This is a genomic window from Achromobacter sp. LC458, from assembly GCF_001005835.2.
GTDB classification, from domain to species: domain Bacteria; phylum Pseudomonadota; class Gammaproteobacteria; order Burkholderiales; family Burkholderiaceae_B; genus Achromobacter; species Achromobacter spanius_B.
Genome location: NZ_LBHW02000003.1, coordinates 74,221 through 89,940, shown reverse-complemented (window position 1 = coordinate 89,940; position 15,720 = coordinate 74,221). Strand labels below are relative to the sequence as shown.

Sequence of the window (15,720 nt, the reverse complement as noted above, 5' to 3'; positions counted from 1 at the left end):
ATCTGGCGAGCGCGCCGCGCTGCATCAATCCCCGCCGTCGCCGTTGCTGGCCAGGCGCGCCCCCGCGCGCACGATGCCGCAACGCTTGTGCGCCCGCATCACCACGCCGACTTCGCTGTTTAGCACGCCGTCCAGTTCGCCCAGGCGGCGTGTGGTCACTTCCCACAGATGCAGGCTGTCGCGGCACAGCACGTGCCAGAACAACTGCGACGCCCCGCTGGTGCCGAACAGGCAGCGGGTGTGCGGGTCCAGCGCCAGATGCGCCGCCATGGCGTCGACGGCTTGCGGCCGCACCTGCACCGAGATCACCGCCTCAACCGGAAAGCCCACCAACGCGGGCTCCACCTCGACGCGAAAGCTCAGTGCCCGGCGCTCGACCAGGTGGGAAAGCAGGCGCTGCGCGGTGGGTTCGCTGACGCCGGCCTGCTCGGCCAGTTCGGCCAGGCTGGCGCGGCCGTCGCGCATCAGATGCGCCACCATGCGCGACTCTGCATCGCTTAACGCGGCGGGCGGCTGGGCCTGCGGCGCGTCCGGCACGGCGTCCGGTTGCGCCTGGATGCGCCACTGCCCGGCACGACGAAATGGCCGCAGCACCAGCCTCGCTTCCACATGTTCGACGCCGTCGATCGACGGCAGCACGCGGGTGACCACGTCGGGCATGTCGGCCGCATCGGCCAGGGTCAGTTCGGCCATCAGGTCGGCGGTGCCGGCCAGCGTGACGACCAGCTGGCTGATGTCCAGCCTCGCCAACTGTTCGGCCACCTCAGGCACGCGGCCGGACCGGCAGCGCACCCACGCGTGCAACACCACGCCCTGCCCCATGGCCAACGGGTCAGGTTCGGCAATGACGCGCAGCGCGTCGGCGTCCATCAAGCGGCGGATGCGACGCGCCACGGTACGTTCGGCGATGCCGGTGGCCGCGCCCAGCTCGCGCCAGGATGCGCGGGGGTCTGCCTGCAACGCGATCAGGCAGGCCAGATCGGTGTCGTCCAGCGCTGGCATTAGGGGCTTACCCTTACTTGACGTGACCATATTCATTAATCTAACGTTCGCGCATTGATAAAAACACAAAATTAAACGGTCTTTTTGACTAAAAATAAATTCTTATGTTGAGGACGTCATGAGCAGCCCATCCGCGACCTTGCGCAGCAAGCAAGGGGCAAGCGCCGCGCCCGCCGCCGCGCTTGCCGCCGCGCCCATATCCCGGTCACGCACCATCCTGGCCGGTAGTGTAGGCAATGCGGTCGAATGGTTCGATTGGACCATCTACGCGTCGTTCGCCATCTTTTTTTCGGGCCAGTTCTTTCCAGAAGGCAATGAAACCACCGCGCTGCTTGCCACCTTCGGCATCTTCGCGGTGGGGTTTTTCATGCGACCGGTGGGCGGCTGGGTGCTGGGCATCTTTTCCGACCGCTACGGCCGTAAAGCCGCGCTGGGCCTGACGATTTTGATGATGGCGGGCGGTTCGCTCATCATCGCCATCACCCCCACCTACGCCACCATCGGCCTGGCTGCCCCGCTGTTGCTGACCGCCGCGCGCCTCTTGCAAGGCTTGTCGCTGGGCGGAGAGTATGCCTCGGCCACGACCTTTCTGGCTGAAATGGCGCCGCCTGAAAAGCGCGGTTTCTATTCCAGCTTTGTGTTTTTCAGCGCCGCCGTGGGCATCCTGGCCGCGTCCGCCGTGGGTTGGATCCTGACGTCCACGCTGACCAAGGCCGACATGGCCTCGTGGGGCTGGCGCATTCCATTCCTGATCGGCGCCTTCGGTGGGCTGGCCGGCATGTGGATCCGCCGTTCGGTACCGGAAACCGAAGCGTTTTCGCACGCCAAGAAGACCGGCATCGAAAAGCAGCCGCTGCGCACGCTGCTGCGCGACCATCCGCGTGAAGTGCTGCGCATCGTGGGTTTCTCGGTGCTGACCACGTTTGCGTTCTACATCTTCGTGGCCTATGTGCCCACGTATGCCATCCGCCAGGTGGGCGCGGACCCCAAGACCGCGTTCGCCGCCAATACCGTGGCCTTGATCGTGTTCATGCTGGTGCAGCCGCTGTTCGGCATTTTGTCCGACCGCATCGGCCGCAAGCCGCAGCTGATCTTCTTTGCGGCCGGCTACCTGGTGTTCTTCTACCCGCTGATGACCACCCTGGGCCCGTCGTTTGGCTCGATCCTGGCGGTGGAACTGTTCGGCCTGGTGCTGTACGCCATGTACACGGCGATTGCGCCTGCCATCATGTCGGAACAATTTCCCACCAGCGTGCGCGCCGTCGGTATCGGCACGCCGTACAACCTGGTGGTGGCGCTGCTGGGCGGCACCACGCCTTACCTGCTGACTTGGTTGCAAAGCCGTGGCATGGAACGCTGGTTCTTCTATTACGTGCTGGCCGGCGCCGTGATCACGTTGATCACCTTCATCCGCATGCCTGAAACAAAGGGCCAGACGCTGAAATAGCCGCAACGCGCGCCCTGCAAACGCAATGGCTTTCCGGTCCGGACAGGACCGGAGAGCTTTTCCTTTTTGAAAGAGACCCATGCCCGCACAAGACCACACCGACCTGCATTTTCGAGACGCCCGCGAGCTGGCGCGCGCCATCCGTGAAGGCGAGCTGAGCGCCCGCCAGGTCACCACGCATTTCCTGGACCGCATCGAACGCGCCGCCCCGCTGGCCGCGTTTAGCGAAGTCACCGCCGAACGCGCGTTGGCGCAGGCCGACGCCGCCGACCGTCTGCGGGACGCCGGCCTGCTGCTCGGGCCATTGCATGGCGTTCCGGTGGCCGTCAAAGACAGCGTGCAGTGGCAGGGCATACCGACCACGGGCGGATCCGAAGCGCGGCGCGGCGTGATCAGCGGCGACACGTCGACGGCGGTGCGCAAGCTGGCGGCCGAAGGCATGGTGATTCTGGGCAAGACGCGCATGACGGAATTCGCGTTCGGGCTGTCGGGGCAGAACCCCACCCAAGGCACGGCGCGCAACCCGTGGGACGCGAAGGTTGCGCGCGCGCCGGGCGGTTCGTCCAGCGGCGCGGGCGTGGCCATGGCGGCGGGGCTGACGGCCATTGCGCTGGGCGGGGACACTGGCGGTTCGGTGCGCGCGCCGGCCGCGCTGAACGGCGTAGTGGGCTTCAAGCCGTCTTCGGGCCTGATCAGCCGCGCGGGCTGCCTGCCCCTGTCGGACACGCTGGACGTGCTGGGGCCGCTCGCCCGCAACGTGGCGGACGCGCGCCTGTTGACGCAATTGCTGGCCGGGCCGGATGTGGACGACGTAGCCACCTTGGCGTTGCCCGCGTCCTGCGTGACCGCGCTGCGCCACCCCGCGCCGCGCCGGCCCCCCGCCGTTGCCGTGCTGGCCCCGCAAGCGTGGCCCACGCCGCTGTCGGATTCCGGCCTGGATGCGTGGCATCGGGCCCAAGAGCGACTGGCGCAAGCGGGCATTGCGCCCACCGCCTGGCATCCGCCCGCGTCGCTGTCCTTTGCGCGCATGGCCGATGACAACTCGCTGGTGCTGGCGTACGAGGCCTATGCCTATTACGGCGCGCTGGCCGAAAACCCCGACGCTCCGTTGTGGGACGTGGTGCGGGCACGCATCGCGGCGGGCGGCCGCATTGCGCGGGCGGACTACGAAGCCGCGCTCACCCGGCGCCAGGCCGACATGGCCGCCTTCGCCGACGCCATGCAGGGGCTGGACGGGCTGTTGATGCCCGCGTGCGATCAGGCGGCGCAAGCGCTGGACGCCGAAGACGTACGCCACGTGGGCTTGGGCAAGCTGCTGCGCCCCGCCAACTTCCTGGGCGCGGCAGCCATCGCGCTGCCGGCGGGTGCGGACCCTGAAGGCATGCCGATGGCCGTGCAGCTGCTGGCCCCCGCCGGTGGCGATGCCGCCTTGCTGGACTGCGCGGCGGTGCTGGAGCCGGTGCTGTCGCCGACCCGGCGCACGCCGGACCTGTCGGCGTGGGGGCTGTAGGATCACGGGGCGCGCGCGTAACGTCGCGACGCAGCAACGCGGCAACGCAGCAACGCAGCAACGCAGCAACGCAGCAACGCAGCAACGCAGCAACGCAAAAAAATGCCCCCGCCGGAGTCCGGCGGGGGCATTTTTTGTTCAGGACCCGGGCGTTGAAAGCCGGGTGGCTGAACGAAGGTGAAAGGAGGCGGCAGCTAGCAGGCCCGCAATAGAAGTCCGCAGACTGGAGCCGAACGACAGAAACCGCCCCGACTGCCGTCGCTTACAGCGCCTTCTTCAGTTCCTGGACCTTGTCCGTGGCTTCCCAAGAGAATTCCGGCTCGGAACGGCCGAAGTGGCCGTACGCGGCGGTCTTCGCGTAGATCGGGCGCAGCAGATCCAGCATGTTGACGATGCCCTTCGGACGCAGGTCGAAGTGTTCGCGCACCAGCTTGGCGATCTGGTCGTCGGGGATGACGCCCGTGCCTTCGGTGTAGACGGTGATGTTGATCGGTTCGGCCACGCCGATGGCGTAGCTGACCTGCACCTGGCACTGGCGCGCCAGGCCGGCGGCCACGATGTTCTTGGCCACATAGCGCGCGGCGTAGGCGGCCGAACGGTCAACCTTGGACGGATCCTTGCCCGAGAACGCGCCACCACCGTGCGGGCATGCGCCGCCGTAGGTGTCGACGATGATCTTGCGGCCGGTCAGGCCGCAATCGCCTTGCGGGCCGCCGATGACGAAGCGGCCGGTCGGGTTGACCAGGAACTTGGTTTGCGGCGTGATCAGGCCTTCGGGAAAGCTGGGCTTGATGATGTCTTCGATCACCGCTTCGCGGATGGTTTCTTGCGTGACTTCCGGCGCGTGCTGCGTGGACAGCACCACGGTATCGACTTCAGCCGGGCGGCCGTCGATATAGCGGAACGTGACCTGCGACTTGGCGTCCGGGCGCAGCCACGGCAGGCGGCCGTCCTTGCGCAGTTCGCTCTGGCGCTGCACCAGGCGGTGCGCGTACCAGATCGGGGCCGGCATCAGGTCGGGCGTTTCGTCGCAGGCATAGCCGAACATCAGGCCCTGGTCGCCCGCGCCCTGGTTCAGATAGTCTTCCGAGCTGCGGTCCACGCCCTGGGCGATGTCCGGCGATTGCTTGTCGTAAGCAACCAGCACGGCGCAACCCTTGTAGTCGATACCGTATTCGGTGTTGTCGTAGCCGATGCGGCGGATGGTGTCCCGGGCGACCTGGATGTAATCCACGTTGGCGGTGGTGGTGATTTCACCGGCCAGCACGACCAGGCCCGTGTTGCACAGCGTTTCGGCTGCGACACGCGCGTTCGGGTCCTGCGTGAAGATGGCGTCCAGGATCGAATCGGAAATCTGGTCGGCAACCTTGTCGGGATGCCCTTCGGAGACGGATTCGGAAGTGAAGAGAAAATCGTTATTGGCCACAGATGCGTCCTTGGTGTCCGGCGTTGCCGGCGCATAGGTTCATGAGGCGCGTTGCACCCCGGACCGCATGAAATACGCTATCTGGGCGCGACGCTTTAGCGGATTTGGCAAAGGGCGCGCCATGCGCTGCACCCTTGCCGTCGCCCCGCAAGTTGTCGGTTAACTCGGCGACTGAGCGGATTTTAAGCGAAAATGCCGTTCTTATGCTCGCGGCGGGGGTGTAAACATATTCCCGAATACCGGCATAACCCTGCCCGACCTTTCCTATTTGCTGAATGCTGCTCGCCCTGTTCCGACTCTTTGCCGCCTTGCCGCTACCGGTTGCGCACGCCCTTGGGCGCGCCGCGGGGCTGGCCGTGTACGCCTGGCCCGGCAAGTATCGGCGCCGCCTTCAGGCCAATGCCGCCCAGGCCGGCTACCCCGGCGCGGCCTTCGCGCGCCGTGCCGCCGCCGAAACCGGCGCCATGATTCTTGAGAACCCCCGCGTGTGGTTCAAGAACGAACAAAGCCTGGCGCAGGTGGTTTCCGACGACAACGCCGTGGTGGACACGGCGCGCGCCGAGGGGCGCGGCATCCTGTTCCTGACCCCGCACCTGGGCTGCTTCGAAATCACCGCCCGCTATCTGGCCCGCCAGATGCCCATGACGGTGATGTTCCGCCCGCCGCGCAAAGACGTGCTGGCCCCGCTGCTGGAGACCGCGCGCAACAGTTCCGCCGTCAATGCCGTGCCGGCCACCATGCAGGGCGTGCGGGAATTCGTGCGGGCGCTGCGGCGCGGTGAATCGGTGGGCATGCTGCCTGACCAGGCGCCCAGCGTGGGCGATGGGGTGTGGGCGCCGTTCTTCGGGCGCCTGGCCTACACAATGACGCTGCCCAGCAAACTGGCCACGCAGACCAACGTCCCCATCATCCTGACGGCGGGCGAACGCCTGCCCCACGGCCGAGGCTGGCGCATCCACTATGTGCGCGTGCCCGAGCCGCTGCCGGCCGATGCCACGGCGCAGGCCGCGCTGATCAACGCCGCGATGGAAACCCTGATCCGGCGCTGCCCCCAGCAGTACCTCTGGAGCTACAACCGCTACAAGACCCCGCGCGGCGCGCCCCCGGCGCCCGACGCCGCCCCGTCGGCTCGCTGACGTTTTCTGGTTTCCGCCGCCCGGTCCACTCCCGACACGATGAAAGATTCAAAGACGCGTACGCTGGTTTCCCTGTTGAAATGGTTCGGCCGCATCCAGCCGTCGACGCGCTTGCGCATCGGCGCCGTGCTGGGTTGGCTGGCGCCCAGGCTGGCTAAATCCCGGGCGCGCATCGTGCGGCGCAATCTGGAATTGTGCTTTCCCGATCAGCCCGAGTCGGTGCGCGAGCAATGGGTGGCGGAACACTTCCGGGCGCTGGCGCAATCCATCGTCGATCGCGGCGTGCTGTGGTACGGCACGCCCGAAGCCATCAAGGACATGGTCACGCAAAGCGGGGCCGAGCGCATCAACGAACTGATCGCCCAAGGCCGTTCGGTGATATTGCTGGCGCCGCACTTCATCGCGCTGGATGCCGCCGCCACCCGCCTGACCATGGAAGTGCCCAGCGGCGCCACCATGTACACCCCGCAAAGCGATCCGCACATCGACGCGGTCGTGGCCGCCGGGCGCGCGCGCTTCAACGAGGTTTTCCTGGTCAGCCGCAAGGACGGCGTGCGCGACCTGATCCGCCACCTACGCGCCCCGCGTCCCGTCTACTACCTGCCCGACATGGATTTCGGCCGCCAAGGGTCGGTGTTCGTGCCGTTCTTCGGCGTGCAGGCCGCCACGCTGCTGGCCACCGCGCAACTGGCCCAGAAATGGAACGCGGCGGTGCTGCCCATCGTGGGCTTCTGGAACCCCGACACCGGCCGATACCATGTGGACGTGCTGCCCGCCCTGGCGGACTTTCCCGGCGACGCGTCCCTGGAAGAGGCCACCGCCCGGCTGAACCGCGAGCTGGAATCCTGGGTGCGCCGCTGCCCCAGCCAGTACTACTGGGTCCACCGTCGCTTCAAGACCCGTCCGGCCGGCGAAGCCAAGCTCTATTGATCTCGGCCGGCTGTCCGCGCCCGAATAATGGGCGATAATCGCCCGATGAACTGGAACTTCACCAAAATGCATGGCGCGGGCAACGACTTTGTCGTGCTCGACGGGGTCCGCCAGACCATCGAAATGACGCCCGAACGCGCCCGAGCGCTGGGCGATCGGCACTTTGGCATCGGCGCCGACCAGATCCTGCTGGTCGAACGGGCCACCCGCCCCGATGCGGATTTCCGCTATCGCATTTTCAATTCCGACGGCAGCGAAGTCGAACACTGCGGCAACGGCGCGCGCTGTTTTGTGCGCTTTGTGCACGAACAAGGGCTGTCCGACCGTAACCCGCTGCGCGCGGAAATCGCCACCGGCATCCTGGTGCTGGACGAAGGCGACGACGAACAAGTCACGGTAGATATGGGCAGCACCCGGTTCGAACCCGAGGCCCTGCCGTTTGACACCGCCGGCCTGCCTTCAATGCGCGAAGGCGAAGACACCCTCTGGGAACTTGAACTGGACGCCCCCGCCGGCGTGCCCAACAAAGTGTGGCTGTCGGCCGTGGCCATCTCGAACCCGCACGCGGTTCAGGTGGTGGATAACGTCGACACCGCGCCCGTTTCCGTTCAAGGCCCGCTGATCGAAACCCACCCGCGCTTTGCCCGCCGCGTGAATGCGGGCTTCCTGCAAGTCATGGACCGCCACAACGTCCGCCTGCGCGTTTTCGAGCGCGGCGCGGGCGAAACGCTGGCCTGCGGCACGGGCGCCTGCGCCGCCGTGGCAGCCGGCATCCGCCGTGGCCTGCTGGAATCGCCGGTGCGCGTGCAAACGCGCGGCGGCGTACTGACCGTTGCCTGGAATGGCGACCAACTGCGCATGACCGGCCCGGCCGAATCCGTGTTCACGGGGCAAGTCGACATCGACAAGCTCGTCTTCTCCATGGCGCTGAACCGCTGACCCTATGACTGATACCGCTTTCACCGCCCAAGACATCGCCGCCTTCCTGCAAGACCACCCCGGCTTCTTTGACGAACACGCCGACGTGTTCGCCACCATGCAGGTGCCGCACCCGCATGGCTCGCGCGCCATCTCGCTGGGCGAACGCCAGATCCTGACCCTGCGCGAACGCAACCGCGAACTGGAATGGCGCTTGAACGAACTGGTGCGCAACGCCACCGCCAACGAAAGCATCGGCACGCATGTGGCCAAGTGGTGCAGCCGCCTGCTGTCTGAAAATGACGCGCAGCGCGTGCCCGGCGAAATCGCGCTGGGCCTGGCCGAACAGTTCGACCTGAACCACGTGGCGCTGCGCCTGTGGGATTTGTCCGAGTTGGCGCCCACTGGTTATGGCGAGCCCGTCTCGCAAGATGTGCGCACGTTCACCGACAGCCTGAAGACGCCGTACTGCGGCACCGACACCGATTTCGAAGCGGTGGGCTGGCTGGACAGCAAGCCCAAGTCGCTGGCCCTGGTGCCCTTGCGCCTGGAAGCCGACGGCCCGGCCGTGGGCCTGTTGGTGCTGGGCTCCGACGACCCGGAACGCTTTACGCCCGAGATGGGCACGGCGTTTCTGGAATCCGTCGGCCAACTGGCATCGGCCGCGCTGCATCGCTTGAACCCGGCCTCGCCCAAGGCCTAGCGCAACGCGACGGCGGGCGGACATGGACCAGAACTCGCACAACGCGCCCCCGCCCGGCAGTGCCCAGGACGGCGCCGATGCTGCGCCCGCGTCCGACAGCAAACGGTCCACCGTCGGCACCGTGCCTTCGCCCGACGGAGCAAGGGCAACCGCCGGCCCCTCGCAGCCCGACGCCGGCGACCAGGCGCTGCCCGAACCGATGCGCGCGTGGTTGCGCCATCTGGAAACCAACCGCCGCTATTCCGTGCACACGCTGAGCGGCTATCAGCGTGAGCTGCACTTTCTGCACCAACTGGCCGACCGCGCCGGCCTGCCGCTGGACAAGATCGCCAACGGCCATATCCGCCAATTTGTCGCACGCCTGCATGCCCAGGGCCGCGGGCCACGCAGCCTGGCGCGCACGCTGGCCGCCTGGCGCGGCTTCTACCAATGGTGGGCCCCCGCCGTCGACCTGGCCGGGAACCCCGTGGCCGGGGTACGCGCGCCCAAAGCGCCGCGTGGGCTGCCCAAAGCCTTGTCCGTAGAACAAACCCAAGCCCTGCTAGACCGCGCGCCCGCCAAAGTGGCCAACGAGCCCGTCGCGCTGCGCGACCAAGCCATGCTTGAACTGCTGTATTCCAGCGGGCTGCGCTTGTCAGAGCTGGTTGGGTTGGACTTGCGCTACACGCGCACCCCCGATTACGAATCCGCCGGCTGGTTGAAGCTGGAAGAAGCCGAGGTCGAAGTGCTGGGCAAAGGCGGCAAGCGCCGCTCGGTGCCGGTGGGGCAGGCAGCGATTGCCGCCTTGCAGAAATGGATTGCCGTGCGCCCGCAGCTGTCGCCCCCCCACCCGCTTACTCAGGACGCCTGCGCCTTGTTCCTGGGCGCGCGCGGCAAGCGCATTTCGCCGCGCGTCGTGCAGCTGCAACTGGCGCAGATCGCCCAAACAGCGGGCCTGCCCACGCATGTGCATCCGCACGTGCTGCGCCACAGTTTCGCCAGCCATGTGCTGCAATCGGCGCAAGACCTGCGCGCCGTGCAGGAAATGCTGGGCCACGCCAATATCTCGACCACGCAGGTCTACACGCGCCTGGATTTCCAGCATCTGGCCAAGGCCTACGACCAGGCGCATCCGCGCGCGGGCCGCAAATCCTGAACGGGCGGGGCTTACCCGCCGCCCGCCAACATGCCGCCCAGCAGCATGACACCGAACAACATCACCGCCATCGCGGCCAGTGCCTCTACGCTGTAGCGCAATCGCGCCGCGCCCTTGCTGGACAAGCGCTGGCCGACGCGCGTGGCCGCGCCGCCGGCGGCTACCGCCAGGCAGGCCAGCGCCGCCACCGTCAAACCGGTGCCGGCGCCCATGGCCAGCGCCGACGCCACGCCGGCCATAAAAAAGCCTTGCGACAACGCGAACACCAGCACGATCAACGCACCGCTGCACGGTCGCAGTCCCACGGCCAGAATGGCGGATGCGGCGCGACGCCAGCTCAAGCTGCCCGCCACCTGCTCAGGCGCGGGCACATGCGCATGTCCGCAACCGCAGTCGTCGTGATGATGATGGTGATGTTGATGCGGCAACCCCACCGTCACTGACGCAGCGGACGCATATACCGGGATCGCATTCAACGCCGCAGCGCCCTTTGGCGGTGCGCCCTTTGGCGGAGCGCCCTTTGGCGGGGCGCCCTCCGGCGGGGCGCCCCTCGGCGGAGCGCCCCTCGGCGGCGATGCACCCGTCGTCAATCCGGCACCCGCCATTGGCACAGCGTGCGTGGACGCGGTGGCCGAAACCGTTCCTGCCACCGCCCCTTGGCGCCTGCCTGGCAGCAGCGGCCGAATCGCCTTGACCCAGACCAGCCATGCGCCCAGCAACGTCACCAGCGCATACGACGCCAGCTCAAGCCAACGCGTCGCCTGGTTCATCGTGGCGGCGGTGGCGTTGAACACCAGCGCCAACACCGCGACCAACACAATCGCCACCAGCGCCTGGATCAATGCGGACGCCAGCGCCAGCAGCGCGCCGTTGCGCGCCGTCTGCCGATTGGCCAGCACGTAGGAAGAAATCACGGCTTTGCCGTGACCGGGGCCCAGCGCGTGGAACACGCCGTAGGCAAACGACAGGCCGATCAACGTCCAGGCGGCGCCGCCATCGGCCTGCCAGGCGCGCACCGCACCCGTCAGTTGACGGTAGAAATGGCTTTGCCAGACAGACACCTGACCGAAGAAATTGGCCAGCCAGCCCGGGCCGCCCATGCCCGCCCCACTTTCCGGCACGCCGAAAGGATGCGCGCCCTGCGCCGCCGCCGCGCTCATGCCGCCAAGCAGCAGCAACAACGCGAACCCCAGCACAGCGCCGCCACGGGACAACGCTAGGGGCATCGCACCTCGATGCGGTGCGTCAGCCCTTTGGTGATGGCAAAAAGTTCGTCCGGCAGCGCCTCCGGATCGGCCGGGATTGCGGCCAATTGCTGCATGGTCTTCCAATCCAATTCCTTGGGCTTGCGATAGGCGGATGTGCAGGCGGACGCCTTCGGGCCGGCCAGCGACACCGCGCCTTTCTCGTCGAACGCATAGGCGACGAAATAGGTAGGGTCGTAAATGTCCACTTGCGCGCCCTCGGCGCCGATGGGCATCGGGCTCGCCAGCGGCAAGGTGAACGACAGTGTCAGCCGCGTCGTCTTCGGGTTCCAGTCGACACGCGCATCGCGCGGCGCCGCGAACGTAGCGGTCTGCCCGCCCACCGTGACGCGAGTGAAGTAGTGCGAGATCGGTTCACCCAAGGACTTCATCCAGTCGTCGGCCATGCCCTTCAAGGTGGCGGCGGGCAAGGCGCCGCCCTTGCCCTTGGCCATGCCCTGCGTGGCGTAAGCGCCGAACATTTCGTCAAACAGCCATACCTGGCGCACGGCGGTGACGCGCTGCTGCGCGTCGATGTCGACCACCGCCCGCGCATCGATCCACATGTGCGGATGCGCGCTGGCGGAGCCGGCCACCAGCATGGCCGTCGCGGCGGTCAGGGCTGCAAGGCCGCGGCAAGCTGACGTACGTTCCATTCAAACATTTCCATATAGGTCGCGCCGGGCTGTCCGGGCTTGGACAGGGCGTCGGAATAAAGCGTACCACCCACCTTGGCGCCCGTTTCCCGTGCAATCTGCTGCACAAGTTTGGGGCTGGAGATGTTCTCGACGAACACCGCGGGGACCTTGTCGCGCTTGACCTGTTCGATGATGCGGGCCACTTCGCCGGCCGACGGTTCGGCGTCCGTCGACACTCCCATCGCGGGGATGAACGACACGCCGTAGGCGTCGCCAAAATACCCGAACGCGTCGTGCGACGTCACCACCTTGCGGCGGTCGGCGGCAATGGCGGCAAACGTCTTCTTGGCCGAGGCGTCCAGCGCTTGCAGGCGGGCGATATAGGCGGCCGCGCGCTGACGATAGGCGTCGGCATGGGCAGGGTCGGCGGCGGCCAGGCCGTCGGCCACGTTGCGCGCATAGATCACGCCGTTGGCCAGGCTTTGCCATGCATGCGGATCGGCGTCGCCGTGATGATGATGGCCATCGCCATCGCCGTGGTCGTGGTCGTGGTCGTGGTCGTGGTCATGGTCATGGTCATGGTCATGATCGTGTTCAGCGTGCTTATGGTCCCCGCCCACCTGCGCGAACTTGCGCGGCGTGACGCCCTGTGAGGCCACGACCGTCTTGCCGGCAAAGCCCGACGCCTTCGTCAACTTCGGCAGCCAGGTCTCGAAATCCAGCCCGTTCACAAACAGCACCTGCGCGGCGGACAGCTTTTTTGCGTCGCCCGGCGTGGGTTCATATTCGTGCGCATCGCCGTCAGGCCCCACCAATGTAGTCAAGCTGACATCGTCGCCCCCTACTTCGCGAACGATGTCGCCCAGGATGGAAAAGCTGGCCACGGCCTTGAGCGGATCCGCGGCGTGCGCTGCGCCAAGGACAGCCGACAGGCACAGGCCCGCGACAGTCAACAGGGCGCGGCGGCGCGACGGCAGAATGGAACGCATGGCGAATCTCCTTGTGAACTCAGGCTTGGCGCGTACGGCGCGGTGCCCGCAGCAGCCCGCCTTGCGGGCCGCCAACGATGGAAAGCAGATAACAGGCGCCCGCCGCCAGGATGATCGACGGCGAGGCGGGTACGTTGAAGTGGTAAGACACGAGCAAACCGCTGATCGAGGCCAGCACGCCGAAGCCGGCTGCCAGCGGAATCTGCCGGGCAGCCGAGCGCACCCAGAATCGGGCGGCGGCGGCGGGCAGCATCATGATGCCGACGACCATCAAGGTGCCCAGCACCTGGAAACCCGCCACCAGATTCACCACCACCAGCACCAGGAACCCCATATGGACCCAGCCACCCCCGCCGCCACTGGCCCGCAGGAAACCGGGGTCCAGGCATTCGGCCACCAGCAGGCGGTAGATGGCGGCCAGCACCAGCAAGGTCACGCTGGCCGTGATGGTCACCAGCAGCAGCGAGGCATCGTCCAGCCCCAGCACCGTGCCGAACAGCACGTGCAGCAAGTCCATGTTCGAGCCGCGCAGGGACACCAGCAGTACGCCCAGCCCCAGCGATATCAAATAGAAAGCGGCAAAGCTGGCGTCTTCACGCAGCGGAGTCAGGCGCGCCACCAGGCCCGCCAGCAAGGCGACGGCCAGGCCGGTGACGATGCCGCCCAGCATCATGGCGCCCAGCGACAAGCCGGACAGCAGAAAGCCCGCCGCCACCCCCGGCAGGATCGCGTGCGACATCGCGTCGCCCATCAGGCTCATGCGCCGCAGCACCAGGAACACGCCCAAAGGCGCGGCCCCCAGCGACAAGGCGCACGCCCCCGCCAGCGCGCGCCGCATGAATCCATAATCCATGAAGGGCGAAAGCACCCATTGCGCCAGACTCATTGGTAGGCCCTCGCGTGCCACTGGCGCGCCATTTTCAGATTTGCGTCGCTTAACGCGGTCGCGGTGTCGCCCCACGAGACCACAGAGCCCGACAGCAGCAAGGATTCCGGGAAGTGGCCGCGCACCAAGTCGAGGTCATGCAGCACCGCGATAACCGTGCGGCCCTGGCCATGCAGCCCGCACAGCAGGGCCATCAGGTCGTCGGCGGTATGGCTGTCGACAGCGGCGAAGGGTTCGTCCAGCAGCAGCACCGGCGCATCCTGCACCAGCATCCGCGCAAACAAGGTGCGCTGCATCTGCCCGCCCGACAAAGTGTCCACGCCGCGCCCGGCCGCATCGGCCAGACCGACGGTTTCCAGCGCGTGCATGCAGCGATCAAGCTCGTCGGCGGGAAAGCGCCGCCACGCGCCGACCCGGCGCCATGCGCCCATGGCCACCAGGTCCAGCACCGTCACGGGAAACGCCCGGTCCAGTTCAGCCGCCTGCGGCAACCACGCCAGTTCGGAACGCCCGGCCCCGCTGATGCGCACGCTGCCCGTCATGGGACGCAGCACCCCCATGATTCCCTTGATCAGCGTCGACTTGCCGGCGCCGTTGGGTCCGACCACCGCCGTCATCCCGCCGGCGGCGAAGCGGCCCGACACGGCCTTCAGCGCGGGATGCCCGTGCCAGCCGAAGGACGCCTCGGACAGTTCGATCGTGACCGGCGCCACGCTCATCGCGGCCACCAATCCAGCGCCCAGCCCGTCAACACCCACAGCAAGGTTGCAGCCACCAACGCGGCCGCCATGCGGCGCCAGGCCGACACCAGGAATGCAGAGCGAGGAGGGTTGCCGTGCCGCGGCGCGGTGCCGGACCGTGCGGGCAGAAGCGTGAAGTGAGACATGGGAAAGCGCAAACACCAAAAAGGACAAGCCGAAATCAAAGCAATGCGCCGCGAGATGCGGCGCTTGCGATTTTTACAATGTTATATCATAACTAAATCTGCTTGATTCCGGCGGGGCTGCCCGCATATACGACTTTTCTGCTACCTTCCAGGCATCTCGCGCGCGTCGCGCGCGTCTTTCATTCAGATAAAGTCCGCCATGCCCGCTCCGCCCCGCCCCCCCCGCAGCGACACCGTAGGCGCCCAGCTCAGCGTCGCCGAGACGCTGTGCGAGCAGCGCGGACGCCGGCTGACGCCCATCCGCCGCAAGGTGCTGGAACTGCTGCTGCGCCATGGGCGCAGCCTGAAGGCGTACGAGCTGCTGGACGCCATGCGTGAAGTGCACCCCGGCGCCGCGCCCCCCACCGTGTACCGCGCGCTGGACTTCCTGATGGATGAAGGGCTGATCCACCGGCTGGACGCAGTCAACGCCTGGAGCGCCTGCCACGACGCCGGCGGCGCGCCCCACGACCTGCTGGTGGTGTGCACCGGTTGCGGCGCGGTGGCCGAAGTGTCCGACCCCGCCATGAGCCGCCAACTGGCCGAACGCGTCGCCCAAACGGGCTACGCCCTGGCCACACAAGAAACCGAGATCCGGGCGCTCTGTCCCCAATGCCAGCAAAAGCAACCCGCTGACGCCGGCCATCATCACCACCACCATTGAACCGGCTGCGGCGCGGCGCCCGCGCCGCCATGCCGCGCTGCCCACGTCTGCCCGCCCGTGTCCGTGTCGACGTTGCCAGGCCCCCGCTTGCCGCAACGCCAATTTGCCAGGCACCGGACAAGGGCTGGCCGCGACCAAGTCGCCCCGACTCTTGAAATCCGGAAAAC

The 15,720-nt window shown here is 67.1% G+C and carries 16 protein-coding genes; 8 read left to right on the top strand and 8 right to left on the bottom strand.

Annotated features, from left to right (window positions below; all coding sequences use genetic code 11):
• Positions 1 to 24: 24 nt before the first annotated feature.
• A complete protein-coding gene (locus tag YH64_RS03845; protein WP_046802997.1) occupies positions 25 to 1,038 on the bottom strand; it encodes an Lrp/AsnC family transcriptional regulator in 1,014 nt (337 codons plus the stop codon).
• An 82-nt stretch (positions 1,039 to 1,120) separates the two neighbouring features.
• Here YH64_RS03845 and YH64_RS03840 point away from each other — a divergent pair, with 82 nt between their 5' ends.
• Positions 1,121 to 2,449 carry an MFS transporter gene (locus tag YH64_RS03840; protein ID WP_046802996.1) on the top strand — a complete coding sequence of 443 codons (1,329 nt, stop codon included), beginning with the start codon at positions 1,121 to 1,123 and terminating at the stop codon, positions 2,447 to 2,449.
• A gap of 79 nt (positions 2,450 to 2,528) precedes the next feature.
• The gene (locus YH64_RS03835; RefSeq protein WP_143215241.1) at positions 2,529 to 3,959 is read left to right on the top strand and encodes an amidase; all 1,431 of its coding nucleotides are present in this window, start codon (positions 2,529 to 2,531) and stop codon (positions 3,957 to 3,959) included.
• Positions 3,960 to 4,221: 262 nt separating this feature from the next.
• On the opposite strand, the gene metK is transcribed toward YH64_RS03835, so the two are convergent.
• Positions 4,222 to 5,385 carry a methionine adenosyltransferase gene (gene metK, locus YH64_RS03830; protein WP_046802994.1) on the bottom strand — a complete coding sequence of 388 codons (1,164 nt, stop codon included), beginning with the start codon at positions 5,383 to 5,385 and terminating at the stop codon, positions 4,222 to 4,224.
• A gap of 275 nt (positions 5,386 to 5,660) precedes the next feature.
• Between metK and YH64_RS03825 the strand changes: the two genes are divergently transcribed.
• The 5 genes from YH64_RS03825 to xerC all read left to right on the top strand — a co-directional run bounded on the left by YH64_RS03825 (position 5,661) and on the right by xerC (position 10,207).
• A complete protein-coding gene (locus YH64_RS03825) occupies positions 5,661 to 6,521 on the top strand; it encodes a lysophospholipid acyltransferase family protein (RefSeq protein WP_046802993.1) in 861 nt (286 codons plus the stop codon).
• Between the two features lie 39 nt (positions 6,522 to 6,560).
• Positions 6,561 to 7,451, top strand: a complete 891-nt coding sequence (locus tag YH64_RS03820; protein WP_046802992.1) for a lysophospholipid acyltransferase family protein — start codon at positions 6,561 to 6,563, stop codon at positions 7,449 to 7,451.
• A gap of 27 nt (positions 7,452 to 7,478) precedes the next feature.
• On the top strand, positions 7,479 to 8,390 hold the full coding sequence (gene dapF / locus YH64_RS03815; protein ID WP_046802991.1) for a diaminopimelate epimerase: 912 nt from the start codon (positions 7,479 to 7,481) through the stop codon (positions 8,388 to 8,390).
• A gap of 4 nt (positions 8,391 to 8,394) precedes the next feature.
• A complete protein-coding gene (locus YH64_RS03810; RefSeq protein WP_046802990.1) occupies positions 8,395 to 9,072 on the top strand; it encodes a DUF484 family protein in 678 nt (225 codons plus the stop codon).
• 199 nt (positions 9,073 to 9,271) lie between these two features.
• Entirely contained in the window at positions 9,272 to 10,207 is a 936-nt protein-coding gene (gene xerC, locus YH64_RS03805; protein WP_046803134.1) for a tyrosine recombinase XerC, read from the top strand.
• Positions 10,208 to 10,218: 11 nt separating this feature from the next.
• Here xerC and YH64_RS03800 read toward each other — a convergent pair whose 3' ends face one another.
• The 6 genes from YH64_RS03800 to YH64_RS30060 are packed head-to-tail and all read right to left on the bottom strand — an operon-like array spanning position 10,219 to position 14,850.
• A complete protein-coding gene (locus YH64_RS03800; RefSeq protein WP_046802989.1) occupies positions 10,219 to 11,433 on the bottom strand; it encodes a nickel/cobalt transporter in 1,215 nt (404 codons plus the stop codon).
• A complete protein-coding gene (locus tag YH64_RS03795; protein WP_255444131.1) occupies positions 11,424 to 12,017 on the bottom strand; it encodes a DUF1007 family protein in 594 nt (197 codons plus the stop codon). Before YH64_RS03795 ends, YH64_RS03800 begins: the two co-directional genes overlap by 10 nt.
• A 50-nt stretch (positions 12,018 to 12,067) precedes the next feature.
• Positions 12,068 to 13,078 carry a metal ABC transporter substrate-binding protein gene (locus YH64_RS03790; protein ID WP_046802987.1) on the bottom strand — a complete coding sequence of 337 codons (1,011 nt, stop codon included), beginning with the start codon at positions 13,076 to 13,078 and terminating at the stop codon, positions 12,068 to 12,070.
• A gap of 19 nt (positions 13,079 to 13,097) precedes the next feature.
• Positions 13,098 to 13,964: a metal ABC transporter permease gene (locus YH64_RS03785; RefSeq protein WP_046802986.1), complete on the bottom strand. Its 867-nt coding sequence runs from the start codon at positions 13,962 to 13,964 to the stop codon at positions 13,098 to 13,100.
• Entirely contained in the window at positions 13,961 to 14,683 is a 723-nt protein-coding gene (locus YH64_RS03780; protein WP_046802985.1) for a metal ABC transporter ATP-binding protein, read from the bottom strand. Before YH64_RS03780 ends, YH64_RS03785 begins: the two co-directional genes overlap by 4 nt.
• Positions 14,680 to 14,850 carry a hypothetical protein gene (locus YH64_RS30060; protein WP_162941293.1) on the bottom strand — a complete coding sequence of 57 codons (171 nt, stop codon included), beginning with the start codon at positions 14,848 to 14,850 and terminating at the stop codon, positions 14,680 to 14,682. Before YH64_RS30060 ends, YH64_RS03780 begins: the two co-directional genes overlap by 4 nt.
• A gap of 199 nt (positions 14,851 to 15,049) precedes the next feature.
• Here YH64_RS30060 and YH64_RS03775 point away from each other — a divergent pair, with 199 nt between their 5' ends.
• The gene (locus YH64_RS03775) at positions 15,050 to 15,553 is read left to right on the top strand and encodes a Fur family transcriptional regulator (RefSeq protein ID WP_046802984.1); all 504 of its coding nucleotides are present in this window, start codon (positions 15,050 to 15,052) and stop codon (positions 15,551 to 15,553) included.
• Positions 15,554 to 15,720 lie beyond the last annotated feature (167 nt).

Coding starts and splice junctions, on each gene's coding strand:
- YH64_RS03845 (WP_046802997.1), bottom strand. CDS start 1,038: ATGAATATGGTCACGTCAAGTAAGGGTAAGCCCCTAATGCCAGCGCTG.
- YH64_RS03840 (WP_046802996.1), top strand. CDS start 1,121: ATGAGCAGCCCATCCGCGACCTTGCGCAGCAAGCAAGGGGCAAGCGCC.
- YH64_RS03835 (WP_143215241.1), top strand. CDS start 2,529: ATGCCCGCACAAGACCACACCGACCTGCATTTTCGAGACGCCCGCGAG.
- YH64_RS03825 (WP_046802993.1), top strand. CDS start 5,661: ATGCTGCTCGCCCTGTTCCGACTCTTTGCCGCCTTGCCGCTACCGGTT.
- YH64_RS03820 (WP_046802992.1), top strand. CDS start 6,561: ATGAAAGATTCAAAGACGCGTACGCTGGTTTCCCTGTTGAAATGGTTC.
- dapF (WP_046802991.1), top strand. CDS start 7,479: ATGGGCGATAATCGCCCGATGAACTGGAACTTCACCAAAATGCATGGC.
- YH64_RS03810 (WP_046802990.1), top strand. CDS start 8,395: ATGACTGATACCGCTTTCACCGCCCAAGACATCGCCGCCTTCCTGCAA.
- xerC (WP_046803134.1), top strand. CDS start 9,272: ATGCGCGCGTGGTTGCGCCATCTGGAAACCAACCGCCGCTATTCCGTG.
- YH64_RS03800 (WP_046802989.1), bottom strand. CDS start 11,433: ATGCCCCTAGCGTTGTCCCGTGGCGGCGCTGTGCTGGGGTTCGCGTTG.
- YH64_RS03795 (WP_255444131.1), bottom strand. CDS start 12,017: ATGTGGATCGATGCGCGGGCGGTGGTCGACATCGACGCGCAGCAGCGC.
- YH64_RS03790 (WP_046802987.1), bottom strand. CDS start 13,078: ATGCGTTCCATTCTGCCGTCGCGCCGCCGCGCCCTGTTGACTGTCGCG.
- YH64_RS03785 (WP_046802986.1), bottom strand. CDS start 13,964: ATGAGTCTGGCGCAATGGGTGCTTTCGCCCTTCATGGATTATGGATTC.
- YH64_RS03780 (WP_046802985.1), bottom strand. CDS start 14,683: ATGAGCGTGGCGCCGGTCACGATCGAACTGTCCGAGGCGTCCTTCGGC.
- YH64_RS30060 (WP_162941293.1), bottom strand. CDS start 14,850: ATGTCTCACTTCACGCTTCTGCCCGCACGGTCCGGCACCGCGCCGCGG.
- YH64_RS03775 (WP_046802984.1), top strand. CDS start 15,050: ATGCCCGCTCCGCCCCGCCCCCCCCGCAGCGACACCGTAGGCGCCCAG.